Here is a 25,409-nt window from a genome sequence, read left to right as displayed (position 1 = left end):
CGCGTTTCCCGGCGAAGATGGCAAAGTGTGCCACCGTCGGCGCCGGGCTGGCAATCGGCTCAAAAATACTCGATGCCGGGCTGGGATTGCAGCCCGGACCGCTGCAGCATGAAATTTTCCAGGTCCGCCGCGGGAAGCGGCTTGCACAGCAGATAGCCTTGCACCACGTCGACGTGGATGCTGGTCAGAAAAGTCAGCTGCTGCTGGGTTTCCACGCCTTCCGCCACCACGCGCAGCCCCAGGCGGTGGGCCAGGTAGGCGATGGTGTCGCACAGAGCCGTGTCTTTTTCATCGCTGGAAATATTGCGGATGAAGGATTGGTCTATCTTCAGCGTGTCCAGCGGGAAGCGTGTCAGATAGGCCAGGGCGGAATGGCCGGTGCCGAAGTCGTCTATCGAGCTGTGCACGCCCATGTCGCGGAACTGCTCCATCATGTTGATGGATTGCTGCGGCGACAGCATGGTGCAGGACTCGGTGATTTCCAGTTCCAGGCAGGCCGGCGCAATGCCGGTTTCGCGCAGCACGCCGGCGACGAAGTCCGGTAGCTCGTGGTCGGTGAATTGCGCCACGCTGAGATTGACCGCCATTTTCATGTCCGGATCGCTCCCCTGGTCCTGCCAGCGCCGCAGCTGGCCGCAGGCCTCGCGCAGCACCCAGCGGCCCAGCGGCAGGATCAGCCCGGATTGCTCGGCGATGGGAATGAACTGCGCCGGCGAGATCATGCCCCGTTTCGCATGCTGCCAGCGCACCAGCGCTTCCACTCCCACCACCCGGCCGCTGGACAGCTCGATCTGCGGCTGGTAATGCAGCAGCAACTGGCCGCTGTCTATGGCGTGGCGCAGCTCCTTTTCCAGCTCGACGCGCTCGCGCATCTGCCGTCCCAGGTCCGCGTGATACATTTCCGCGCGCAGCGCGCCGATTTGCTTGGACTGGTACAGCGCCATATCGGCGTTGCGCAACAGCTCCTGGCCGCTGTCGCCGTGGGCGGTGCCCAGGCTGACGCCGATATTGGCGCCTATGTTCAGCATCATCTCGTCCACCGGGAACGGCGCCGTGACGGCGTCCAGCACCCGGCGGGCCAGAGACTTGGCCTCCTTGACGTCGGCTATTCCGGTTTGCAGCAGCACGAATTCCACGCCGCCCAGCCGCGCCGCGTAGCCGCCGGCATCCGCCAACTGGCGCAACCGGTCTGCCACGCAGCATAGCAGCAGGTCGCCGATGCGGTTGCCGTAGACGTCGTTGATGTATTTGAAGTCGCCCAGGTCTATCAGCAGCAGCGCGAAAGCGGGCCGTTCCTTTTCGGGTATGGCGCACAGCGCGTCCAGTTGCTCCATCAGGCCGCTCTGGTTGTAAAGGCCGGTCAGCGCGTCGAAATAGGCGAGGCGATTGATCTTGTCCTGGGCGGCGATGCGCTGGGTGATGTCGATGTAGCTGACGCGCAGCAGTCGGCCGGTTTCGCTGGGCAGCAGGCTCAACCGCACCTCGCAGGGCACGATGCCGCCGTCCGGGCGCAGAATGGAGCGCTCGAAGACTTGAACCTCGCCTTGCAGCGCCCGCGCCGCATGCATGCCCACGCTTTCGGCGGCGGGCAGGCCGTCGGGCTGCTCGGCGGAGTAGATGTCGAGCGGGGACAGGCCTATCAGCGCTGGCAGCGGGCGGTCGGTCAGCAGTTCGGCTTGGCGGTTGGCGTCGACGAAGCGGCCGCTGTCCAGGTTGTACACCATGATCGCCTCCGGCGCCTGTTCGATCAGCGCGCGGAAGCGTTGCTCGCTGAGCCGCAGGGAGTCGGTCTTTTCCTCCACCAGCTTGCTTAACCGTTGCTTCAGCCGCGAGAGCTCCAGATGGGTGCTGATGCGCGCGAGCAGCTCGCTGCGCTCGAAGGGCTTGGCGATGAAGTCCACCGCGCCGGCGGCGAAGCCGTCCACGCGGGCGTCGGCGTCGGCGGAGGAACTCAGGAACAGCACCGGGATGTCGCGCGTGCGCAGGTTCAGCTTAAGTTCGCGGCACACGGCGAGGCCGTCGGTGTCCGGCAGATTGAAGTCCAGCAGGATCAGGTCCGGCGGGTGTTTCTGCGCCAGATTCAGCGCCTCGGCGCCGCTTTGCGCCGAACTGACCTGATAGCCTTGGGTGGAGAGCAAGGCAAGCAGCATCATCAGCGTGGTCGTGGTGTCGTCGACCACCAGAATGTCGCCCGTCTGCTGCATGCGTCTCCTCCTCGGAAAGATGCCCGATGTTCCAGTTTAGCCTGTTTTCCTTGGTTGGCGTTTGTCTTGATTGTCTAAACTGCAACAGTTGATATCGTTCCGCGACGTGCTGGAGAGGCGCATGAAATTGTCCGTGGGCAAAAACATGGCATTGCTGGTGGCGGCGGCGCTGCTGGGTCTCTCGCTGTTGACCGGGATGGAACAGTTCTTGATGGAGAAAATATACGACGGGGCCAATTACGCCAATATCAATGTGGTGCCAAGCATTGTCATACTGGATGCCTTGCGGCGCGATTTCCTGGATACCGAGGTCCAAGTCAATCGCAGGGTGCACACCTTCGAGCCGGCCCAGCTTCAACAGATAGAAAGCATGCTGCAGCAACGGCGCCAAGGCGTGGAAAAGGCGCTGAGCCTGTACGAGCGGGACGGTTGCTACAAGGTGTCGTGCGTGTCCAACGATGCGGACAGGGCGCTGCTGGAGCGGGACAAGCGGCTATGGGCGGCGTACGACGAGCAGTTGCAAAGGGTGTTGGCGGAGGCGAGGCATGACGAGTCCAGCCTGGGCCGGAGCCGTGAAATGCTGTGGGCGATGAGGGGCCTGAGCGAACAGATGTACCGCCTGATCAACGACCATATCAATTTCAATGTCGAACTGTCCAGGCAGCTGACAGAAAACGCAGCCACCACCAAGCGGCAGGCGATACGGCAATCCATTGCGCTAAGCGCGCTCATTCTGTTCATCATCGCCGCGATAGGTCTATTGGCGACCCGTTCCATACTGCGCAGCCTGGGCGGGGAGCCGGCGCAAGCGGCGGACGTCGCCGAGAAACTGGCGGAAGGCGATCTGGGCAGCGAAATCAAGCTCCGGCCTGGCGATGACAACAGCCTGATGGCGCGGCTGAAATCCCTGGTCGACTCCATGGAGCGGCTGGCCAACCGCGCCTACGCCATCGGCCAGGGCGATCTGAGCCAGGAAGTGAAGCTCGCCTCGTCCAAGGACAAGCTGGGCATCGCCATCAACGAGATGATACGGATGCTGCGCGGCGCGCGCGTGGAGGACGAGCGGCGCAACTGGCTGAAGGACGGCTACGGCCAGATTTCCGCCGCGCTGACCGGGGACCTCACCACCGAGCAGCTGGCCGACGCCGCCATCGGGCTGATAGGCCGCTATCTGGACGCCGGGCGCGGCGTGTTCTACCTGTACCGCGACACCGAGCAGCGGCTGGACCTGATAGGCAGCTATATGTACACCGAGCGCAACAACCTCGGCGCCAGCTTCGCGCTGGGCGAGGGCGCGGTGGGCCAGGTGGCGCGCGAGCGCAAGCCCATCATCCTTGAGGTGAGCGGAGAGGACGTGGCGCCCATCGTCACCGGCACCATGCTGGCCCCGCCGCGTTACACCTACACCTACCCCTTGCTGCATGAGAAGGAGCTGGTCGGCGTGGTCGAGCTGTCCAGCTTCGAGCATTTCGACGAGAGCAAGCAGGAATACCTGGCCAACGTCACCGGCATGCTGGCGTCTTTCCTGTTCGTGGCCGAACAGCGCGTGCACATCCGCAAGTTGCTGGCGGTCAGCGAGGAGTCGGAACGCGAAATGCGCGCGCAGAGCGAGCAGCTGCGCGAGAGCAACGCGCAAATGGAAGAACAGCAGCAGCAATTGCAGCAGCAATCCGAGGAGCTGCAGCAGAGCAACGCCCAGATGGAGGAGGCGCAACAGTTGCTGCGGCAGCAGACCGAGGAGTTGCAGCAGGCTAACGCGCAGATGGAGGAGTCGCAGCAGCAGCTGGAGCAGCAGAACCAGGAGCTGGAGGAGGGCCGGCGGCAGCAGGAGGCCAAGGCCAGGCAGCTGGACCAGGCCAGCAAGTACAAGTCCGAGTTCCTGGCCAATATGTCGCACGAACTGCGCACGCCGCTGAATTCCATCATCCTGTTGTCCAAGATGATGGTCGGCAACGAGGACGGCCAGGTGCAGGGCGAGGCGCAGAAATGGGCGCAGGTGATACACCGCTCCGGCGAAGACCTGCTCAGGCTGATCAACGACGTGTTGGACCTGTCCAAGGTGGAGGCGGGGCGCATGGACGTGCACCTGTCCACGCTGAGCAGCCGCGATCTGTGCGCCGAGCTGCAGGGCATGTTCGAACACCTGGCGCGCGACAAGGGGCTGGATTTCGTCGTGGACGACCAACTGCGGCGTGACTTCGTATCGGACCCGGACAAGCTGTCGCAGATTCTGCGCAATCTGCTGACCAACGCCATCAAGTTCACCCGCCAGGGCGGCATCACTTTCCAACTGAGCCTGCATGCCGACGCGGCTTTGCCGATACGGCTCAGCGTGCGCGACACCGGCATCGGCATTCCGGAAGAAAAGAAGAGCGTGATTTTCGAGGCCTTCCAGCAGGCGGACGGCTCCACCTCGCGCGAGTTCGGCGGCACCGGACTGGGCCTCACCATCAGCCTGCGCTTCGCCCAGATGCTGGGCGGCACCATAGAGCTGAGAAGCAAGCCGGGCGAAGGCAGCGAATTCATCGTTTGGCTGCCGGACAGCGGCGGCGCCGAGCGGGAGGCGGGAGGCCTGACGGCGCCGATAGGCGAGCTGGAGCCTGCGCGCGACGACCGCGCCGCGCTGAAATCCGGCGAACAGGCGGTGCTGCTGATAGACGACGATCCGGTGTTCGGCCAGATGCTGTTGGCGATGAACCGCCGGCTGGGCTACAAGACGCTGCTGGCCGGCAGCGGCGGCGAGGGCTTGGCGTTGGCGGGGCGGCATCAGCCGGCCGGCATCCTGCTGGACCTGGGCCTGCCGGACATGGACGGCACCCAGGTCTTGCATGAGCTGAAAACGCGGCCGGCGCTGGCATCCATCCCGGTATACATCGTGTCGGCGCGCGACCGCGACGAAGCCTTGCTGCAGCAAGGCGCCATCGGCTTCCTGCGCAAGCCGGCCAGCGACAAGCTGCTGGCGGCGGCGGAGGCCGAACTGGTGCGCGCGGTGGCCGGCGGCAGCGGCGGCATCCTGGTGGTGGAGCGCGGCGGCATCGGCCGAGACGAAGTGGCGGGCCTGGTGGGCGAGACCGCGGGGGCGGTAGTGGGCGCCGGCCCTGACGCTGACTGGCGAACCCTGCTGCGCGAGCTGCGCTGCCGGCTGGCCATCGTGGATCTCGGCGACGCGCCCGCGGCCGACAGCCTGGCCATCGCCGCGGCGCTGCGCGAGGCCGAGCCGTCCATTTCGCTGGTGTTCTACGCGGGCCGCAATCCGGGCGAAGAGGACGAGGTGGCGCTGCGCGCCTATACCGACTGCATCATCGTCAAAACGCCGCAGGCCGGGCAGCGGCTATTGGAAAACGTGGAGCGCTTCCTGCGCGATGTGCCGCGGCAGCAGGCCGCCTTGAAGGCGCCCGCGGCAAGCGTGGCCGGCAGCCGCTTGCTGGAAGGCCGCCGCATCCTGGTGGTGGACGACGATCCGCGCAATCTGTTCGTGATGACGGCGGCCCTGGAGCGCCATGGCGCCAGGCTGTCCAGCGCCATCAACGGCCGCCGCGCGCTGGAGTATCTGCAGCAGAATGAAGCGGACCTGGTGCTGATGGACATCATGATGCCGGAGATGGACGGCTACCAGGCCATTGCGGCCATACGCGCCAACCCGGCATGGTCCGCCATTCCGGTGGTGGCGATCACAGCCAAGGCCCTGCCGGCGGAGCGCGAGAAAATACTGGCCGCCGGCGCCGACGACTACCTGTCCAAGCCCGTCGATTACGACATGCTGGTGGCCAAGGCCGCGCAGTGGTGCGAGGGGCGCGGCGCATGAGCGTGACGGCGCAACGGCGGGGCGGGCAGTGCAAGGCGGCGGTGTTGGGCCGCCTGGAGGCGGAGGAAGACCGCGCGGCCCTGCTGGCCTTGTTGAGAGACCGCCTGGAGGAGCCGCTGGAGCTCAGCTTCTACGACGCGGATATTCTGCCGGCGGAGTTGTTCACCGCCATCTCGGACCGGCTGGATGCCGGCGGCAAGCTCAAGATCCAGGCCTATCACGCCTTGCTGGCGCACAGCCTGTCGCGCTTGAACCTGCCGGCGCGGCAGGTCGCGGCCAGGCTGGAGCAGCCGGCGGCGCGGCCGCCCTTGCGCGCGCTGGCGATGGCGGGGTCGGCGCAGAGCCTGGAGGGCATTCTGTTTCTGGTCGAGCGGCTGCCGCCGTCCGACATCGCCGTGTTCATCGCCCAGCACGTGCAGGAAAACCAGGCCAATCTGCTGGACAGGCTCTTGAAGACGCGCACCGATTACGCGGTGGAGATGCCGCAGCACATGACGCCGATCCGCCCCGGCGCGATTTACGTGGCTCCGCCCGGCCACCATATGAAAGTCGCCCATGGCTATGTCTACCTGACCCGCGACCGCCAGATCCAATTCGCCCGGCCGTCCATAGACGCGCTGTTCCAGTCGCTGGCCGGCGAGTACGGCGACGGCGCGATGGCGGTGCTGCTGTGCGGCTATGGCCATGACGGCGCGGACGGCTGCGCCGCGCTGCGCCAGGCCGGCGGCTGCGTCATCGTGGAGGACGGCGAGGAGTGCGCGCCTGCGCGCGCCATGCCGGACGCGGCTCGCAACGGCGGGCATTACGATTTTGTATTGAAGCTGCCGGCCATCGCCAGCATCGTGGCGTCGGCGGCGGCCGGGGAGGCCGCCGAGCCGGACGGCGACCTGTTGGCGCTGTTCCTGGAGGCCTTGGCCAGCCACTACGGCCATGACTTCCGTCATTACCAGCAAGACAGCCTGAAGCGGCGCTTCCGCAATCTGATGGGGCAATTCAACCTGCGCGCCTTCTGCGATTTCCAGCGAGCGGTGCTGACCGACGCCGCGCTGTTCGAACGGCTATGCGCCGAGCTGCCGGTCGGCGTGACCAGTTTTTTCCGCCATCCGGTCCAGTTGAAGCTGCTGCGCGACGAAATCCTGCCCTATCTGGCCAGCTTCCCGCTGCTCAAGCTGTGGTCGGCCGGCTGCGCCACCGGCGAGGAAGCGTATTCGCTGGCCATCGAGCTGGACGAGCTGGGGTTGCTCGACCGCAGCCACCTGTTCGCCACCGACCTGAATCCCTACCAGCTGAAGCTGGGCAGCTGCGGGCTGTTTCCAGCCGGCGCGCTGGCGGCCAATCGCGAGAACTATCTCGCCAGCGGCGGCGCGCGGCTGTTCGATGCTTATCTCTCGGCCAATGGGCGTTTCTTGCAAATGGACGACAGGCTGCGCCAGCGCATCCTGTTCTATCGCCATTCCCTGACCGAGGACGGCATTTTCAATGAATTCCAGCTCATCGTCTGCCGCAATGTATTGATCTATTTCGACGCCGAGCTGCAGCGCCAAGTGTTGCGCCGTTTCGCGCGCTCGCTGCATGCCGAAGGCTTTTTGGCGCTGGGGCCGCAGGACGGCCTGCACCGCCAGGCCCTGGACGCCGGTTTCATACCTTATCGCGGCGGCAGCCATGTGTACCGGCTTGGCAAAGGGGAGGCGCGATGAGCGGCGGATTTTCCATCCTGGTGGTGGACGACAACCCCGCCAACCTCGTGACGATGCGGGCCTTGCTGTCGCGCTTGCCGGAATGCCAGGTGTTGGAAGCCGGCTCGGGCGAGGAGGCGCTGATGGCCACGCTGGATCATGAGATCAATTTGATTCTGCTGGATGTGCAGATGCCGGGCATGGACGGCTTCGAAACCGCGGGCCATCTGCAAATGACCGAGCGCACCCGCGGCATTCCCATCGTCTTCGTCACCGCCATCTTCAAAGCCGACGAGTTCATCAGCCGCGGCTACGGCCTGGGCGCGGTAGACTATCTGATGAAGCCGCTGGACGACAATCTGCTGCTGAACCGGGTGCGGCTGTACCAGAAGCTGCATGAGCGCGAGACGGCGCTGGAGGCGCGCAGCCTGGCCCTGCAGCAGGCCAACCAGCAATTGACCCAGGCGCTGGACGAGCTGCGGCGCAGCAGCGCCGAGCTGGCCGACGCGCGCGACGCCGCCGAGGCGGCCAACCGCGCCAAGAGCGATTTCCTGGCGGTGATGAGCCACGAGATCCGCACGCCGCTGAACGGCGTGATAGGCATGACCGATCTCTTGCTGCGTACGCGGCTGGACGAGCAGCAGCGCCATTACGTCAATGTGGCGAGCCGTTCCGGCGAAAGCCTGCTGTCCATCATCAGCGACATTCTGGACTTCTCCAAGATAGAGGCCGGCCGCTTCGAGCTGGATAGCCAGCCGTTCTGCCTGAGCCTGCTGGTGGAGGAGATTGTCGAACGCCTGGCGCCGATAGCTTGCGGCAAAGGGTTGGAGTTGATGTGCGCGCTGCCGCTGGAAACGGTGGATGCGATGGGCGACGGCAAGCGGCTGAGCCAGGTGCTGACCAATCTGGTCGGCAACGCGGTCAAGTTCACCGAGTCCGGCCAAGTGCTGGCGCGTGTGGAGTTGTTGTCGGGGGGCGGCGGCGAAGTGGTTTGCCGCTTCAGCGTCCGCGATACCGGCATAGGCATCGCGCCGGAGCGGCATGACCGCCTGTTCCAGCCGTTCTCGCAGGCCGACAGCTCCACGACGCGCCGTTTCGGCGGGACGGGTCTGGGGCTGGTGATTTCGCAGCGGCTGGTCGGCATGATGGGGGGGCGCATCGAATTGGAGAGCGAGCCCGGCGTCGGCACGGAATTCCACTTCACGCTGCGGCTGCCGCGCGCTCCGCGCAGCCAGCCGCCGGAGCCGACCGAGCTGCTGAGCCGCATGCGGGTGCTGGTGCTGGACGATAATGCGACCAATCTGGAAATCCTGCAGCGCCAGCTGGAGTCATGGCGATGCAAGGTGAGCGCCTGCCAGCGCCCGGCGGATGCCCTGCGCCTGCTGGACGCGCAGGACGGTGGCTTCGACCTGATCCTGTCCGACATGATGATGCCGGACATGGATGGCCGGATGTTTCTCGAGGCGGTGCGGGAGCGGCTGGGCGAGCGCGCGCCGCGCGCCATCATCCTCAGCTCCGCCGCCGACGATTTCCAGCGGCTGAACAGCGCGGCCAGGCTGGCGAGCCAGGTGCTGACCAAGCCGGTGCGCCGCTCCGATCTGTACAACGCCTTGCTGCAGCCGCTCATGCCGCAGGCGACGGCCGCGCACGGCCCATCGCGGCAGACGCTCAGCGGCCGGGTGCTGCTGGTCGAGGACAATCTGGTCAACCAGGAGCTGGCGCTGGCCATGCTGCGCAATCTGGGCTGCTCGGTAGAGCTGGCCAGAAACGGCGCGGAAGCGCTGGCGATCAGCGCGGAAAGCCGCTTCGATCTGGCGCTGATGGATTGCGAGATGCCGGTGCTGGACGGTTGGCAGGCGACGCAGGCCATCCGCCGGCGCGAGGCGGGCGGACAGCGGCTGACCATAGTCGCGCTGACCGCCAACGCGGGAGCGGGCGAGCGCGAGCGCTGCCTGCAAGCGGGCATGGACGATTACCTGACCAAGCCATTCACGCAGAAAGCCTTGCTGGAAACGTTGGCGCGCTGGCTGGCGCCTGGGCCGTGCGAGCCGGGGCTGACCGCGGCAGAGCGGGAGGCGGAGGACGACTGGCTGGATCCGCAGACGCTGGCGTCCATCCGCGACATCGACGCCGGACTCTTGCCGCGCATGGCGGCGGCCTGGATGGAGGAAGGGCCGCGCCTGCTGGCGGGCATACACCAAGCGGCGAAGGATGGCGACGGCAAGGAACTGTTCCGCGCCGCCCATGCCTTGAAGAACGGCGCGGGCAGCATAGGCGCCGCGCGGCTGGCCGAGCTGTGCCGCGCGCTGGAACAACTGGGCAAGTCCGGCGAGTTGGTGGATGCTGCCAGCCTGGTCGAGGATCTGGACCTGGTATTCTACCGCTCGCTGGAGGCGCTGCGGCCCTTGCGCGCGGGCAGCGGCTGAGCGGCGAGGACGCGGAACAAGAAAAAAGCGACGCGGAGGCCGGCGTCGCTTGTTCATTAGGCTGCGGCCGATTATTCCGGCACGTTCAGAGCGTTGATGCTGTAGCCGGCGTCGACGTAGGTGATCTCGCCGGTGATGCCGGAAGACAGGTCGGACAGCATGAAGGCGGCGGCATTGCCTACTTCTTCCGTGGTGACGTTGCGGCGCAGGCAAGCCTGGCCGGCCGCCATGTTCAAGAGCTTGGAGAAGCCGGAAATGCCGGCGGCTGCCAGGGTCTTGATCGGGCCGGCGGAGATGCCGTTCACGCGTATGCCTTCCTTGCCCAGGCTGGCGGCCATGAAGCGCACCGAGGCCTCCAGGCTGGCCTTGGCCAAGCCCATCACATTGTAGTTGGGCACGGCGCGCACGGCGCCGAGATAGGACAGCGTCAGCAGCGAGGCCTTGCGGCCCTGCATCATCGGGCGCGCGGCCTTGGCCAGCGCCGGGAAACTGTACGACGACACGTCATGGGCGATCTGGAACGCTTCGCGGCTCAGCGAATCCAGGAAGTCGCCTTCCAGCGCTTCGCGCGGGGCGAAGCCTATCGAGTGCACCAGGCCATCCAGGCCGTCCCATTCCTTGCCCAGCTCGGCGAACAGCTGGTTGATCTCGTCGTCGCTCTGCACGTCGCAGCGGAAAACCAGCTTGGAGCCGAAGTCCGCGGCCATTTCGCGGACGCGGTCTTCCAGCTTGTCCACCACGTAGGTGAAAGCCAGTTCCGCGCCCTCGCGATGACAGGCTTGCGCGATGCCGTAAGCGATGGAGCGGTTGGAGATCATGCCGGTAATGAGGATTTTCTTGCCTTGCAGAAAGCCCATTGGGTGTCCTTCTCGTGTAAACAGCGCGTCATTATACCGAATGGCGGCGATTTGCAGCATACGCCGGCTTGGTCGAGTGTCTGATAAGCCGATGATAGACCGAGATTCCCCGGCACGCGGCGCGGTTGCCCGCCGCGCTTTCAGTTGCTACCATCCGAAATTAGGCAAGTTTCAACAATTCGACGAGGAAGCCATGAGCGAGCTGATCCAACACATTACCGACGATTCTTTCGAGCAGGACGTGCTGAAAGCCGACACCCCGGTGCTGGTTGATTACTGGGCGGAATGGTGCGGTCCGTGCAAGATGATCGCCCCCATCCTGGACGAGGTTTCCAAGGAATACGCCGGCCGCCTGAAAGTGGCCAAGCTGAACATCGACCAGAACGAGCTGACGCCGCCCAAGTTCGGCATCCGCGGCATCCCGACGCTGATGGTGTTCAAGGACGGCCAGGTAGCCGGCACCAAGGTCGGCGCGCTGTCCAAAAGCCAGCTGACCGCCTTCATTGACAGCGTTCTGTAAAGCGTCTATTCTCCACGCACAATCTTCAAGGCGGGTGGCATAAAACAGCCGCCCGCTCCGTTTCCGCTTCCACACCCCCGACGGCGTCCCGCCCGAACACTACCGAGTCGACCTCACGACTGCTATGCACTTATCTGATCTCAAACATCTTCATGTTTCAGAACTCGTGGAAATGGCGATTTCCAACGAGATCGAAGGCGCCAACCGGCTGCGCAAACAGGACCTGATCTTCGCGCTTCTGAAAAACCAGGCCAAGAAGGGCGAGAGCATCTTCGGCGAGGGCACGCTGGAAGTGTTGCCGGACGGCTTCGGTTTCCTGCGCAGCCCGGACACCTCCTATTTGGCCGGACCGGACGACATCTACGTCAGCCCCTCGCAAATCCGCCGCTTCAATCTGCATACCGGCGATTCCATCGAGGGCGAAATCCGCACGCCGAAGGATGGCGAGCGCTATTTCGCGCTGGTGAAGGTGGACAAGGTCAACGGCGAGGCGCCGGAGAATTCGAAGCACAAGATCCTGTTCGAGAACTTGACGCCGCTGTTCCCGACCGAGCAGTTCAAGCTGGAGCGCGACATCCGCGCCGAAGAGAACATCACCGGCCGCATCATCGACCTGATCGCGCCCATCGGCCGCGGCCAGCGCGCGCTGCTGGTGGCGCCGCCGAAGTCCGGTAAAACGGTGATGCTGCAGCACATCGCGCACGCCATCACCGCCAACCATCCGGACGCGGTGCTGATCGTGCTGCTGATCGACGAGCGTCCGGAAGAAGTGACGGAAATGCAACGCTCGGTGCGCGGCGAAGTGGTGTCGTCCACCTTCGACGAGCCGGCCACCCGCCACGTGCAAGTGGCGGAAATGGTCATCGAGAAGGCCAAGCGCCTGGTCGAGCACAAGAAGGACGTGGTCATCCTGCTGGACTCCGTGACCCGCCTGGCCCGCGCCTACAACACCGTGGTGCCGGCTTCCGGCAAGGTGCTGACCGGCGGCGTGGACGCCAACGCGCTGCAACGCCCGAAGCGCTTCTTCGGCGCCGCGCGCAATGTGGAAGAGGGCGGCAGCCTGACCATCATCGCCACTGCGCTGATCGACACCGGCAGCCGCATGGATGACGTGATCTACGAAGAGTTCAAGGGCACCGGCAACTGCGAAATCCATCTGGACCGCAAGATGGCCGAAAAGCGCATCTTCCCGGCGATGAACATCAACCGCTCCGGCACGCGCCGCGAAGAGTTGCTGATTCCGCAGGATCAGCTGCAACGCATCTGGGTGCTGCGCAAGCTCTTGTACCCGATGGACGATCTCGAAGCGATGGAATTCCTGCAGGACAAGATCAAGGCGACCAAGTCGAACCAGGCATTCTTCGACTCGATGCGCCGCTGAGCGGACGCCTCCGCCAACCATGCCAGACCATGCCGGTCTGGCATTTTTTTTGGTACATTGAAACATGGATTTGCCGAGCCGCATTTTTCAGATGGAGTGGTTCTCCGCGATAGGAACCGCCGCTTTCGCCTTTTCCGGCTATCTGGTGGGCATACGCAAGCGGCTGGACCTGTTGGGTATCGCCATCGTGTCGCTGCTGACCGCGATAGGCGGCGGCATCATACGCGACGTGCTGGTCAACCGCGTGCCGCTGGTGTTCTTCGACTACACCAATCTGGCCATCATCGCCGGCACGGTGCTGCTGGCCTGGCTGGCCGGGCTGCACCGGCGGCGCAGCCGCGCGCTGGAGGGCTTGTTCGTGTTCGCGGACTCGCTGGGTCTGGTGGCGTTCAGCCTGACCGGCGCACAAGTGGGGCTGATGTTCGATCTCAACGCCTTCGGCGTGGTCGCGCTCGGTTTCATCACCGCGGTGGGCGGCGGCGTGGTGCGCGACATGATGGTCAATGACGTGCCCTTCATTTTGCACAAGGACTTCTACGGCACGGTGGCCATCGTGGTGGCGGGCGGCCTGTGGCTGTTCGACTGGCAGGGCTGGGTGGGCACCTGGTCGCTGCAATTGCTGTTCTGGATGGGCCTCGCGCTGCGGCTGCTGGCCCATGCGCGCGAAATTTCCCTGCCCAAGATAGGCAGACGCGAACCATAAAAGGATAAGGATATGTGGTCGATGGAGGCTGACGCGGCCGCCGGGCTGATCGAACGGCGTTTGCGTGCGTATGATTTCACCGAGCAGGCCGGCGACCTGCCGCGGCGGCCGCTGAAGGAGGGCCTGCGGCCGGCCGCCGTGCTGGTGCCGCTGGTCTGGCATGCCGATGGCCCCTCCGTGCTGCTGACTCGCCGCGCCGACCACCTGCTCAGCCATCCCGGCCAGGTCAGCTTTCCCGGCGGCAAGCTGGAGGCGGCCGACGGCTCGGCCGAAGCCGCGGCCCTGCGCGAGGCGCGCGAGGAGACGGGCTTGGCCGAAGCGGGCGTGCGCGTGCTGGGGCGCTTGCCGGACTATGTCACGGTGACGGATTTCGTGGTGACGCCGGTGGTGGGGCTGCTGCATCCGCCGCTGGCGTTGGACCCGGCGCCGGACGAGGTGGCCGAAGTGTTCGAGGTGCCGCTGGAGCGGCTGCTGGATAAATCGGCCTACAGCCGCCACGACTACGTGCGGGACGGCGTATCCGGCCAATACCTGGTGTTCGAGTGGCGCCGCCACACCATATGGGGCGCCACCGCGGCCATGTCCTGGATGCTGGCAGACGCGCTGGCCGCCGGCCGCGATCAGTGAGCGGGCGTTAAGGCGTGTCCTGGTCGCACAGTATGATGTTGCGGCCGGACAACTTGGCCTCGTACAGCAGCTTGTCGGCGCGCGACACCATGGTGGCCGGCGTGTCGCCGGGCCGCCAGTCGGTGACGCCGCCGCTGAAGGTGATGCGCTGCTCGACGAAGGGGAAGGTGGTGTGGGTCAGCGCCATCTGCATCCGCAGCATCACTTTGTGCGCGTCGCGCAGCCGGGTGTAGGGGAAGATCACCATGAATTCCTCGCCGCCTATGCGGGCGTTGATGTCGGTGTTGCGCGTGGTGTCGCGCAGCGCGTTGGCCACCGCCACCAGCACGTCGTCGCCGGCCTGGTGTCCATATAGATCATTGAATTTCTTGAAGTAATCGATATCGAACACCGCTATCGCCATGGTCTGGCCGTAGCGCTCGCAGCGGCTGATTTCGTCGCGCAGCACCATGTCGGCGTGGCGGCGGTTGTACAGGCGGCTCAGCGGATCGGTGATGGCCATCTCGGCCAGCTGCAGATTGCTCTCGTGCAGCTGTTGCTCCAGCAGCTTGCGGCCGGAGATATCGTACATGGCTACCAGGGAGGACGGTTCGCCATCGCGGCTGAGCCGCTGCAGCGACACGATGGCCCACAGCGTGCTCTTGTCTTCCAGCTCCAGCTCCACCTCGCGTTGCAGCGCTTCTTCCCCATCCTGCAGCCATTGCTCAACCGGCTGCAGCTTCAGCGGCAGATTCAGGCCATGGCCGCTCTCGCCCGGCAGTTGCGGCGGCAGCCGCAGCAGTTCGCGCGCCGGCGCGTTGGCGTGCTGGATGCGCCGCGTTTGCGGGTTGACCAGCAGCAAGGCCAGCGGCGCGGTGTCCAGGATGCGGCGCGCCTGCTCCTCGCTTTCGCGTATGCGTTCGTTGCCGCGCAGCAATTGCTGGTGCTGTTTCAGATTGGATAAGTGCTTGCGCAGCGCCAGCAGGGTCAGCGCCGCGATGAACAGCCAGCCGGGCAGGGCGAGCCAGGCCTTGTCCCAGACGTAGCGGGTGAAATCCTGGCGCGAGATGCCCACCGCCACCTGGAAAGGGTAGTTGCCGGTCTGGCGCACGCTGTACAGCCGCATGGAGCCGTCGAAACTGGACGGCGCGCTGAACAGCATCTGGTTGGCGTCGCGCGACAGCATGACGTGGGGCTGCAGGGGGCGATAGCTTTGCGGATCGATGCCGGCCACCTTGGGCCAGCGCGCCACGGTCAGCTGGCGCTGGTCCAGCACCAGGATTTCGCCATGCTCGCCCACGGTCAGGCGGCTGACTTCGTCCTGGAAGAAATTGTGATTGATCAGGCCGGTGGCCATTCCTATCAGGTTGCCGTCGGCGTCGTGCAGCTTGTTGGCCAGCATGATGCCGCCGGCGGTGGGGCTGTGCATCACCGCGGTGTATTTGCTTTCCTGCGGGTCCACCCGGTGCAGCCAGCGGCAGAACTCGTTGTGGTGCAAGCGCGCGCCGGCGCCGCGGTTGGTGCTGAATATGGTTTGGCAGGCGGTGTCGACGATCTCGATCTGGCTCAGATACGGCGCCAGTTGCAGTTGTTGCAGCAATTTCTGCTGCAGGTTTTGTTGCGCCTCCGGCGGCAGGTTGCCGTTGCGCAGCAGCTTCTGCGCTTCCGGAATCTGATTGCTGCTCTGCAGGATCAGGCCTGCCTCGTGAATGCCGGAGCTGAGCCGTTCGGACAATAGCTGGCTCAGGCCGTTGGCCTGGTGGCTCGCCTCGTTTTCCACCTGATGGTAGCTGATGGCCAGGTCCAGCAGCACCAGCCCGAGCGAAACCAGCAGCAGCAGCGCGGCGCCCCATTTGGCATGGCGGGCGGAGCGAGTGACGTGCTTGCTGCGATGGGTCAGTTCCATATCAGGCGGGCGCTATGCCTTGCTTATTGTCCGAAAGCCTCCAGTATGACAGCTAAAGCGGACGCTGCGTAGTCGCTTACAGGGTAAAGCGCATGGACAAATCGACGGCGTGAACGTCCTTGGTCAGCTTGCCCACGGAAATGCGATCCACGCCGGTGGCCGCGATGGCGCGCACGCTGTCCAGGTCTATCCCGCCCGAGGCTTCCAGCTGGGCGCGGCCGGCGGTTTGCTTTACCGCGGCGCGCATCTGCTCCGGCGTCATATTGTCCAGCAGGATCAGCTTGGCGCCGTGGCGCAGCGCCTCTTCCAATTGCCCCAGCGTTTCCACCTCGATCTGCAGCGTGACGCCGGCCGGCAGCGCGGCCTGCGCCTGTTCCATGGCTTGGGCGATGCCGCCGGCGGCCATGATGTGGTTTTCCTTGATCAGGATGCCGTCGAACAGTCCTATGCGCTGGTTGGCGCCGCCGCCGACGGTGACGGCGTATTTCTGCGCCAGCCGCAGACCGGGCACGGTCTTGCGGGTGTCCAGGATGCGGGCGCGGTGGCCGGCGGCCGCGTCCGCGTAGCGGCGGGTCTCGCTGGCCACGCCGGACAAGAGCTGCAGGAAGTTCAGCGCGCTGCGCTCGGCGGTGAGCAAGGCGCGGGCGGGGCCGGAGATGCGGCATAGCTCGTTGCCGGCCGTGACTTGTTCGCCCTCCGCCGCCAGCCATTCCACCTCGCAGCGCGCGTCCACCTGGCGGAAGCATTCGTCGAACCAGGCCTGGCCGCAGATCACGGCGTCCTCGCGCGCGATGACGCGAGCGGTGCCGCGCTTGTCGGCGGGTATCAAGCGGGCGGTCCAGTCGCATTGGCCGATGTCTTCGGCCAGCGCCAGGCTAACTTGCTGGGCAATCAGGTGCGGGGCGGGTAGGGCGGTCATGCGGATCTCCGTTAAAAGCGTATTGTAACGGCTGTCTGAGGAAAAGGCGCGGCGAAGCGCTGGGCGGTTCTGGTATGCTGAAGGGCATCGCATCGCAAGCTCAATGTCATGGATTTGCCGGCTTCCCTGTTTGGCTCATGGTTTCCCTGGCTGGCCGACGGCCTGGCGCTGGCTGGCTTGAGTCTGGCCGCTTGGCGCGTGTCGTGGCGCGCGTTGGACGCGGCCGCGCTGAATGCCTGGATGGGCGCCTGCGTGTTCGACCTGATGTTGTGCCTGTTGCGCGCCGGCCTGCATCCAGGCTTGTCGTTCCATTTGCTGGGCGCTGCGCTGTTCGCGTTGCTGATGGGGCCATGGCTGGCGCTGCTGGCCCTGGCCGCAGTGCAGATAGGCCTGGCGGCCGGCGGCCACGCGGATTGGCAAGGGCTGGGGCTGAACTGGCTGCTGACGGCGCTGCCGGCGGTGGCGCTGACCGGCGGCGCGCTGGCGCTGGCGCGGCGTTTTCTGCCGCCGCATCTATTCGTCTACATTTTCGTCAATGGCTTCCTGGCGGGCGGCGCCAGCCTGATAGGCGCCGCGCTCTGCGGCTTGCTGGCCTTGGGACTGGCGGGCGCGTATCCCTGGGATGGCTTGCTGGCGGAAGCGCTGCCGTATTATTTCTTGCTGTCGTGGTCCGAGGCCTTCACCACCGGGCTCTTGCTGGCGGTGCTGGTGGTGTATCGCCCGCAGTGGGTGGCCACCTTCGACGATGGACGCTACCTCGATGACAAGCCGGGCAAACCGTGAAGGAGGAAACGCATGCCGTTCGTACTGTGGAGTTTGTTGCTGGCGGCGCTGCTGCCGCTGATCTGGGCCGGCGTCGCCAAGGCCGGGGCCAAGGTGGACAACCATAGGCCGCGCGAGTTTGCGGCGAGGGCGGAAGGATATAGGCAGCGGGCGGGCTGGGCCCAGCAGAACGCCTGGGAGGCGCTACCGGTCTGGACGGCGGCGGTGGTTGCCGCCTGGATGATGAAGGTGCCGGCGGCTGAAATGAGCGCCGCCGCCGGAGTGTTCATCGCGGCCCGCGTCGCGCACGGCCTGCTTTACATTGCGGATCAGGCGGCGCTGCGTTCGCTGTCCTGGCTGATCGGCTTGCTGGCCGGCCTGTACCTGTTCCTGCGCGCCGGCGGCGTGCTGGGCTGAGGCGGGTATTTACAGCCAGCCCTGCGCGCGCAGCGTAGCCTGCAACGGTTCGAATCCAACGGTGTGGAAGGCCTGCCAGCCGGCGGCGCGGGCGGCCTCCACGCATTCGATGTTGTCGTCGAAGAAGGCGATCTGCTTGCCTTGGCGGCCCAGCGCCTGCTCCACATGGCTATAGACGGCCGGGTCCGGTTTGCGCAGCCGGATCTGGTAGGAGGCGAAGACGTGATCGAACAGGTCGACCAAGTGGAATTCTTCGCTGACCTGTTGCCAGTGGCTGCTGTTGATGTTGCTGAGCGCGGCCAGCGGCCATTCGGCCGATAGTTGCTGCAGCAGCGCGCGGGCTCCGGGAAACGCGCCGCTGTTCCAGCTGCGCAACTGGGCCAGCATGTCTTCCGGCGAGATTTGCAGCTGCAATTCATCCGCCATCGCGCCAGCGAATTCCAGCGGCGTGCATTCGCCCAAATCCAGCTTGGCGGCCCAAGGCGTGTGCATCCAGAACTGTCGGGCAGCTTCGCGGTCCAGCCGGCCGCCGGATAGGCGGATCAGCGGGTCTATGCCGTTCCAGTTGATCAATACGCCGCCCAGGTCGAATACCAATACTTCCGGTTTGCTGCTCATTGCGTTTCCCTTTTCCGATGCGCCGCGTCCAAGAATGTGCGACAGCTAATATGACTGGATCATGGGGTGAGGCGACGGTTCCCGACGCCTTACAAAATCAATGGCTCCGGCTCCAGCCCCACGTCGAAGCGCTGCCGCACGGCGTCCTGCACCTTGCGGGCCAGCGCGTGCATCTGGGCGCCGGTGGCGTGGCCGTGGTTGACCAGCACCAGCGCTTGCTTGTCGTGCACGCCGGCGTCGCCGTCGCGGTAGCCCTTCAGGCCGCACTGGTCTATCAGCCAGCCCGCTGCCAGCTTGACCCGGCCGTCGGCGGCCGGGTAATGCGGCAGATTGGGATGGCCGGCCAGCAGGGCCTGGGCCTGCTCGGCGGAGACGATGGGGTTCTTGAAGAAGCTGCCGGCGTTGCCCAGCATGGCCGGATCCGGCAGCTTGCTCTGGCGGATGGCGATCACGGCGCGGCTGACGTCGCGCGGCGTCGGGTTGGCTATGCCGTCGTCGGCCAGTTGCCTGGCGATGTCGCCGTAGCCGGTGCGAAGATGGGCGCGGCGCGACAAACGGAAGCGCGCCGCCGTCACCAGCAGCCGGCCGGCGGCCTCATGCTTGAACACGCTGTCGCGGTAGCCGAAGCGGCAGTCGGCGTTGGACAGGATCAGCGGCTCGCCTTGCTTGTCCAGTTGCGCGCAGACCACTTCGTATAGATGATCCTTCACCTCCACGCCGTAGGCGCCGATGTTCTGCACCGGGCTCGCGCCCACGGTGCCGGGAATCAGGCTGAGGTTTTCCAGGCCGTACCAGCCTTGCTCCAGCGCGTGCCGCACGAAGCCATGCCAGTTTTCGCCGGCGGCGGCTTCCACGATGACTTCGTCGCCCTCGTCCCGCAGCGAACGGATGCCGGCCAGCGAAACTTTGATCACCAGGCCAGGATAGTCTTGCGTCAGCAGCAGATTGCTGCCGCCGCCCAGCCACAGCACCGGGCCTTGTCGGTACAGCGGGTGGGACAGCAGGGCAGGCAGCTCGGCCAGATCGTCCAGACTGCAGAAATGAGCGGCGCGCGCCGCCATGCCGAAGGTGTTGAGAGGGCGCAGATCGACGTCCGCTTGAAACTGCAGGGTCATAGCAGAATTCCTTGGTCGCGGCGCAGCCGCTGGCGGCTGGCGCGGGCCAGATAGTAGGTCAGAAGCAGGCCGGCCACGCTCAGGCTGATCACCAGCGCGGTCCAGAAGCCGTAGATGCCCATGCGCGGCACGATCCAATCGGTCAGGCCCAGCGCGATGCCCAGGCCCAGGCCGGCCACCCAGAAGGAGACGATGTGGATGGCCATCGGGATGGCGGTCAGCTTGTAGCCGCGCAGCGCGCCGGAGGCTACGGTCTGGGCCGCGTCGGTCAATTGGTAGACTGCGGCGAACAAGAGCAGGGTGGTGCCCATGGCGATCACGCGCGGGTCCTGGCTGTACATGCGCATGATGGGTTCGCGCAGCACCAGCACCAGGATCATGGCGCCGCCGGCCATGGCCAGGCCCATCATCAGGCCGACGCCGGAGATGAAGCGTGCTGCCTTGTAGTCGCCGGCGCCGGCATGGTGGCCGACGCGCACCGACAGCGCGGTGGCCACGCTTTGCGGCAGCATGTAGATCAGGCTGGAGAAGTTCAGCACGGATTGGTGGGTGGCGACGACCACGGTCCCCAGCTCGGCGATCAACAGCGCGATGAAGGAAAACAGGCTGACCTCAACGAAGAAGGACAGGCCTATGGGCGCGCCCAGCTTCAGGAAGGCGAGGAAGCGCCGCCAGTCGGGCGCGGCGAGGCCGGCCAGGATGCGGCGGTCCTGGAAATGGCGGTGCCAGCTGACATAGGCCAGCAAAGCCAGGCAGTTGAACCAGAACACGATGCCGGTGGCCCAGCCGCAGCCGGCGCCGCCCATCTTGGGCAGGCCGAACAGGCCGTGGATCAGGATGTAGTTGAGCGGGATGTTCAGGCCCAGCGCGATCAGGCTGACCACCATGATGGCCTTGGGATGGCCCAGGCTGGAGGCGTAGGCGTGCAGCGCGCGGTGGGCCATCGCCGCCGGCATGCCGATGGCGGCGCCGGTGATGAACAGCATGACCTTGTCTATGACTTGCGGCGGCAGCCCCAGCACGTGGCGCAGCGGCGCTTCCAGCAGCAGCATCAGCAAAGCGCCGCAGATGCCCAGCAGCAGGCCGAACCACAGGCCCTGGGCGGCGTCGCGGCTGAACTCGCGCGGTTGATCGGCGCCCAGATGGTGGGACAGGATGGGGTTGAGCGCCGTCACCACGCCCATCAGCGTGACGTAGACGGTGATGAACACGCTGGCACCCAGCGATACGGCGGCCAGGTCGTCGGTGCCGACGCGGCCGGCCATCACGGTGTCGACGAAACCGGTGGCGACTTGGGCGATCTGAGCCACCATCATGGGCAGCGCGAGGCGGGCGATCTGGCGCGCCTCGGCCACGATTTCATGGCGCGGGGCGCGATTGAGTTCGAACAGCATAATATGGCGGGGCGTGCGGCGGAAAACGCCAATTATAGCCGCCGCGCCGCCATGCTGTCGCGCGGCGTCAGATCCTGACCGGCGGGTCGCGGCGCAGATCGCAGCTGATGATCAGCGTGTCGCCGTAGCGGGCGTTGATCGCCAGCGCGTCGGCCAGGCTGATGTCCTGCACGGTCAGTTGCTGGTCGAGCTGCTCCACGGCGTAGCCTTGGTCGCGGGCGAAGGCGGCGAGCTCATGCAGCGACTGTCCGTCGCCGGAGGGCAGGGGGGTGGCGCTCAGGCTGCCACAGAGGGGGCGAGGTCTTCCCACGGCATCAAAAATCGCAAAAGAAAAATCAGCATAGCTGTCTTGAAGGCAGTCGTACATTTTGGGCTCTCCAGGTTCGGTCGCGCTGCGCGTGCCGAGCCTGGCGGCCGGCGACGCTTTAGCAGGATTTTTCGGCGCCCTGCAAGTTGTCATTAACTCGGCGCCCGCACCGATCCGGAGCGGCTTGCGGATGATCTCGCCAGCCGGCCAGCATGAAAAAACCCGCTGGCCGTGGAAAGCGCAAGCGGGTGGATCCGTATACGCTTTAGCTGGCATTTTTAAAGCGCCCGCAAGCTGTGTCAAATCGGCGCATGAACATCAGAATATGCCGCTGGCAGTGAGCTGTCAAGCCCGCGGCGGCGGTTTCAAACGGTGGCGTTGGGCGCGTTTTCCACCAGGCGGTAGCCGACGCCGGTTTCGGTGACGATATGGCGCGGCATGGCCGGATTGTCTTCCAGCTTTTGCCGCAAATGACCCATGTAGACGCGCAGATACTGGTTGTGCTCGGAGAAGGACGGTCCCCACACGGCCAGCAGCAGCTCGCGGTGGGTGATCACCTTGCCGGCGTTGCGGATCAGGGTGGACAGCAGCCGGTATTCGATGGGCGTCAGATGCACCGGCGTCTCGCCCTTGTGCACCAGTCGATTGACCAGGTCCACCTTGATGTCGCCGAACTGGAAGTTCTGCTGCGGCGCGGCGCTGCCCTGGATGCGCCGGCGCAGCAGCACGCGGATGCGCGCCAGGCACTCGGCCACGCCGAAGGGCTTGGTCAGATAGTCGTCGGCGCCGGCGTCCAGCGCGGCCACTTTTTCCGTTTCCTGGGTGCGCGCGGACAGCACCAGGATGGGGATGTCGCTCCACTCGCGCAGGCTCTTGATCACGTCTATGCCGTTCATGTCGGGCAGGCCCAGGTCCAGGATGACCAGGTCGGGCTTGCGGGTGGCGACTTCTATCTGGCCCTGCTTGCCGGTTTCGGCTTCATAGACGGTGAGGTTTTCTTCGTCCAGCGCCGAGGACAGGAAACGCCGTATCGGCTTCTCGTCCTCGATGATCACTACGGAAATAGGTGCGTCGGTCATGTCTTGTCGCTCTTGTGGGTTCAGGCGTCTTCCGGCGGCAGCGCGGGCGGCGCGCCGGACGGCAGGGTGAAGGAGAAGCGAGCGCCGCGCGGATGCGCGTTGCCTGCTTCTATCGTCCCGCCGTGGTTTTCGATGATGGCGCGGCAGATGGCGAGGCCCAGGCCGACGCCGGGCGTGGTGGATTCGGGCGTGCCGCGCGAGAATTTGTCGAAGGCCTTGTGTTCCATATTGGCCGGCAGGCCTGGGCCGTCGTCGGTCACGGTGATGCGGACCTTGTCACCCTCGTGCTGCGCCGCCAGTTCTATGCGCGAGCCGGCCGGCGTGTACTTGCCGGCGTTTTCCAGTAGATTGACCAGCACGCGCTCTATCAACACCGCGTCGTATTCCAGCACCGGCAGATCGCGGCTCAGCTTCAGCTCCAGCCGGTGATGGCGCAGGCTGTGCTCGCAGGCGCGCACGGCGCTGCCTACCACCTCGTCCAGCAGCTGCCACTCCTTGTTCAGTTTGACGCCGGACTGCAGCTTGGCCATGTCCAGCAGATTGGTCACCAGCTTGTTCATGCGCAGCGCCTCGTCCTGGATGGACTGCGCGATGTCGGCCTGCTGCTCAGGCGGCAGGCTGGGCGAATTCAGCATATTGGCCAGTCCCAGCATGGTGGTCAGCGGCGTGCGCAGATCGTGCGACACCACCGACAGCACGCTGTTGCGCAGTCGTTCCGACTCCATCGCCACGATGGCGTCCTGCGCGACTTCCACGTAATGCACGCGTTCCAGCGCCAGCGCGATCTGCGCGGCGCAGGTTTCCAGCAGCCGCTGCTGTTCCGGCAGGAAGGCGTGGATGGTTTCCTCGGGCAGCAGGGCGATGACGCCGCGGGTGCGCATCGGCGCTTTCAGCGGCACATAGAGCGCGGCGTTGGACGGCAGCGTGTTGGTGCCGAGTCCGGCCGGCTGCAGATTGTCGAATACCCATTGCGCCACGCCGGTGTCGGCGTCGTTGCCGATTTCGGTGGCGGCGCGCAGCCGGTCCTCGCTGTCGGGGATGAACAGCATGACCTTGGCGCGGAACAGCGGCTCCAGCCGGCCGACCGCGGTTTCGATGATTTGCGAGGCGGTCAGCGCGCCGGCCAGCTCGCGTCCCAGGTCGTACAGCGCGCGGGTTCGGCGCTCGCGATAGGTGGCGATGGTGGCTTCGAAGCGGAAGCGGGCGGTCAGCTGGCTGATGACCAGCGCCACCACCAGCATCACGATGAAGGTTAGCAGGTACTGGGTGTCCGATACCGCGAACGACAGCTGCGGCGGCACGAAGAAGAAATCAAACGCCGCCACCGACAGGAAGGACGCCAGCACGCCGGGGCCGCGGCCGTAGCGGGTGGCGATCAGCACCACCGCCAGCAGGTGGACCATGATCACGTTGGACAGCGCGAAGTAGGGCACCAGCAGATGGTTCAGCGCCGTGGTGGCGAAGCAGATGGCGGCGGCGGCCAGGTAGCCGCGCGCGGCGTTGCCGGACTCGCTGTCGCTGAACAGCAGGCTGTTCACGCGTTTGCCGCGGCGCTCGGTTTCGTCCTCCAGCTCGTGCGCCACCACGTAGACGTCCACGTCGCCGGATTGCCGGGTCAGCTCATTGACCAGCGAACCCTGCCATAGCCGCGCCAGCGCGCTGCGCGCGGATTTGCCCACCACCAGCTTGGATACGTTGCGGGTGCGGGCGTAGGCCAGCAGGGTGGCGGCCAGCTCGCTGCCGCCCAGCACCGTGGTTTCGGCGCCCAGCTCCTGCGCCAGCTTCAGGCCTTTCAGAATGCGCGCGCGTTGTTCTTCGGGCAGTCTTTGCAGATGCGGCGTTTCGACGTAAACGGCGATCCAGTCCGCGTCCAGATTGGCGGCCAGCCGCTTGGTGCTGCGGACCAGCTTTTCGGTGCCGGGCCCCGGGCCGACGCAGACCAGCAGCCGCTCGCGGGCGTGCCAGACCGGCGTGATGGACTGGTCGGCGCGGTAGGCGCGCATCTGCGCGTCCACCCGGTCGGCGGTGCGGCGCAGCGCCAGCTCGCGCAGCGCCAGCAGATTGCCCTTGCGGAAGAAGTTCTTGACCGCGCGTTCCGCCTGGTGCGGCACATAGACTTTGCCGGCGGCGAGGCGGGACAGCAGCTCGTCCGGCGGCAAATCCACCAGCGAGACTTCATCGGCCATGTCGAACACATGATCGGGCAGCGTTTCCCTGACGATGATGCCGGTGATCTGGCCGACAACATCGTTAAGGCTCTCAAGGTGCTGCACATTGAGAGTGGTGTAGACGTCGATGCCCGCGGCGAGCAGTTCCTCCACATCTTGCCAGCGCTTGGGGTGGCGCGAGCCGGGCACGTTGGAGTGGGCGAACTCGTCCATCAGGATCAACTGCGGTTTCAGCGCCAGCGCCTGGTCGATGTCGAATTCCGACAAGGCGTGGCCTTTGTATTCGATGCGGCTGGGCGGCAGGACTTCCAGGCTTTCCAGCTGCGCCTCGGTTTCCTTGCGGCCGTGGGTTTCCACCACGCCGATCAGCACCCTGACGCCTTCTTGCTGCTTGACGCGCGCGGCGGCCAGCATGGCGAAGGTCTTGCCCACGCCGGCGCAGGCGCCGAAGAAAATCTTCAGCCTGCCGCGCTGCGCTTCCAGTTCTTCGCGTTTCAGTTCGTCAAGCAGGGCATCCGGGTCGGGGCGCTGATCGGTCATGGGGGC

19 protein-coding genes are annotated in these 25,409 nt (G+C 65.5%); 9 read left to right on the top strand and 10 right to left on the bottom strand.

Annotated elements, in window-relative coordinates:
• Window positions 1-59 precede the first annotated feature (59 nt).
• Complete coding sequence (locus C2I19_RS13450) at window positions 60-2,204, bottom strand: putative bifunctional diguanylate cyclase/phosphodiesterase (protein WP_103903204.1); 2,145 nt, start codon at window positions 2,202-2,204, stop codon at window positions 60-62.
• A gap of 121 nt (window positions 2,205-2,325) precedes the next feature.
• Between C2I19_RS13450 and C2I19_RS13445 the strand changes: the two genes are divergently transcribed.
• The 3 genes from C2I19_RS13445 to C2I19_RS13435 are packed head-to-tail and all read left to right on the top strand — an operon-like array spanning window position 2,326 to window position 10,111.
• Window positions 2,326-6,009 carry a response regulator gene (locus C2I19_RS13445; RefSeq protein ID WP_103903203.1) on the top strand — a complete coding sequence of 1,228 codons (3,684 nt, stop codon included), beginning with the start codon at window positions 2,326-2,328 and terminating at the stop codon, window positions 6,007-6,009.
• On the top strand, window positions 6,006-7,706 hold the full coding sequence (locus C2I19_RS13440; RefSeq protein ID WP_103903202.1) for a chemotaxis protein CheB: 1,701 nt from the start codon (window positions 6,006-6,008) through the stop codon (window positions 7,704-7,706). The genes C2I19_RS13445 and C2I19_RS13440 overlap by 4 nt, the downstream gene beginning before the upstream one ends.
• Window positions 7,703-10,111 carry a response regulator gene (locus tag C2I19_RS13435; RefSeq protein WP_103903201.1) on the top strand — a complete coding sequence of 803 codons (2,409 nt, stop codon included), beginning with the start codon at window positions 7,703-7,705 and terminating at the stop codon, window positions 10,109-10,111. Before C2I19_RS13440 ends, C2I19_RS13435 begins: the two co-directional genes overlap by 4 nt.
• 71 nt (window positions 10,112-10,182) lie before the next feature.
• On the opposite strand, the gene fabI is transcribed toward C2I19_RS13435, so the two are convergent.
• The gene (gene fabI / locus C2I19_RS13430; RefSeq protein WP_103903200.1) at window positions 10,183-10,968 is read right to left on the bottom strand and encodes an enoyl-ACP reductase FabI; all 786 of its coding nucleotides are present in this window, start codon (window positions 10,966-10,968) and stop codon (window positions 10,183-10,185) included.
• A gap of 193 nt (window positions 10,969-11,161) precedes the next feature.
• Between fabI and trxA the strand changes: the two genes are divergently transcribed.
• The 4 genes from trxA (at window position 11,162) to C2I19_RS13410 (ending at window position 14,199) form a co-directional block, all read left to right on the top strand.
• A complete protein-coding gene (gene trxA / locus C2I19_RS13425; protein WP_103903237.1) occupies window positions 11,162-11,488 on the top strand; it encodes a thioredoxin TrxA in 327 nt (108 codons plus the stop codon).
• Between the two features lie 124 nt (window positions 11,489-11,612).
• Window positions 11,613-12,869, top strand: a complete 1,257-nt coding sequence (gene rho, locus C2I19_RS13420; protein ID WP_103318719.1) for a transcription termination factor Rho — start codon at window positions 11,613-11,615, stop codon at window positions 12,867-12,869.
• 91 nt (window positions 12,870-12,960) lie between these two features.
• Window positions 12,961-13,572 (top strand): trimeric intracellular cation channel family protein, encoded by a 612-nt coding sequence (locus tag C2I19_RS13415; protein ID WP_233201188.1) that lies wholly within the window; start codon window positions 12,961-12,963, stop codon window positions 13,570-13,572.
• A 12-nt stretch (window positions 13,573-13,584) separates the two neighbouring features.
• Entirely contained in the window at window positions 13,585-14,199 is a 615-nt protein-coding gene (locus C2I19_RS13410; RefSeq protein WP_103903198.1) for a CoA pyrophosphatase, read from the top strand.
• A gap of 7 nt (window positions 14,200-14,206) precedes the next feature.
• Here the strand turns inward: C2I19_RS13410 and C2I19_RS13405 are convergent, their stop codons facing one another.
• On the bottom strand, window positions 14,207-16,084 hold the full coding sequence (locus C2I19_RS13405) for a sensor domain-containing diguanylate cyclase (RefSeq protein WP_103903197.1): 1,878 nt from the start codon (window positions 16,082-16,084) through the stop codon (window positions 14,207-14,209).
• A gap of 76 nt (window positions 16,085-16,160) precedes the next feature.
• The gene (gene nadC / locus C2I19_RS13400) at window positions 16,161-17,003 is read right to left on the bottom strand and encodes a carboxylating nicotinate-nucleotide diphosphorylase (protein WP_103903196.1); all 843 of its coding nucleotides are present in this window, start codon (window positions 17,001-17,003) and stop codon (window positions 16,161-16,163) included.
• A gap of 108 nt (window positions 17,004-17,111) precedes the next feature.
• On the opposite strand from nadC, the gene C2I19_RS13395 reads away from it, so the two are divergent.
• Window positions 17,112-17,786: an energy-coupling factor ABC transporter permease gene (locus C2I19_RS13395; RefSeq protein ID WP_103903195.1), complete on the top strand. Its 675-nt coding sequence runs from the start codon at window positions 17,112-17,114 to the stop codon at window positions 17,784-17,786.
• 12 nt (window positions 17,787-17,798) lie between these two features.
• On the top strand, window positions 17,799-18,182 hold the full coding sequence (locus C2I19_RS13390) for an MAPEG family protein (protein ID WP_103903194.1): 384 nt from the start codon (window positions 17,799-17,801) through the stop codon (window positions 18,180-18,182).
• A gap of 9 nt (window positions 18,183-18,191) precedes the next feature.
• Here C2I19_RS13390 and C2I19_RS13385 read toward each other — a convergent pair whose 3' ends face one another.
• The 6 genes from C2I19_RS13385 to C2I19_RS13360 form a co-directional block, all read right to left on the bottom strand.
• Window positions 18,192-18,800, bottom strand: a complete 609-nt coding sequence (locus C2I19_RS13385) for an HAD family hydrolase (protein ID WP_103903193.1) — start codon at window positions 18,798-18,800, stop codon at window positions 18,192-18,194.
• A gap of 89 nt (window positions 18,801-18,889) precedes the next feature.
• A complete protein-coding gene (murB, locus tag C2I19_RS13380) occupies window positions 18,890-19,915 on the bottom strand; it encodes a UDP-N-acetylmuramate dehydrogenase (RefSeq protein WP_103903192.1) in 1,026 nt (341 codons plus the stop codon).
• Window positions 19,912-21,309, bottom strand: a complete 1,398-nt coding sequence (locus C2I19_RS13375; RefSeq protein WP_103903191.1) for an MATE family efflux transporter — start codon at window positions 21,307-21,309, stop codon at window positions 19,912-19,914. Before C2I19_RS13375 ends, murB begins: the two co-directional genes overlap by 4 nt.
• Before the next feature lie 67 nt (window positions 21,310-21,376).
• The gene (locus C2I19_RS13370) at window positions 21,377-21,676 is read right to left on the bottom strand and encodes a hypothetical protein (protein ID WP_103903190.1); all 300 of its coding nucleotides are present in this window, start codon (window positions 21,674-21,676) and stop codon (window positions 21,377-21,379) included.
• 305 nt (window positions 21,677-21,981) lie between these two features.
• A complete protein-coding gene (kdpE, locus tag C2I19_RS13365; RefSeq protein WP_103903189.1) occupies window positions 21,982-22,695 on the bottom strand; it encodes a two-component system response regulator KdpE in 714 nt (237 codons plus the stop codon).
• Between the two features lie 20 nt (window positions 22,696-22,715).
• Window positions 22,716-25,403 (bottom strand): DUF4118 domain-containing protein, encoded by a 2,688-nt coding sequence (locus C2I19_RS13360; RefSeq protein ID WP_103903188.1) that lies wholly within the window; start codon window positions 25,401-25,403, stop codon window positions 22,716-22,718.
• Window positions 25,404-25,409: the final 6 nt, after the last annotated feature.

Origin of the sequence: Chromobacterium alticapitis (genome assembly GCF_002924365.1) — a bacterium.
In the GTDB taxonomy this organism is placed as follows: Bacteria; Pseudomonadota; Gammaproteobacteria; order Burkholderiales; family Chromobacteriaceae; genus Chromobacterium; species Chromobacterium alticapitis.
This window is presented reverse-complemented; position numbering and strand designations above follow the sequence as displayed.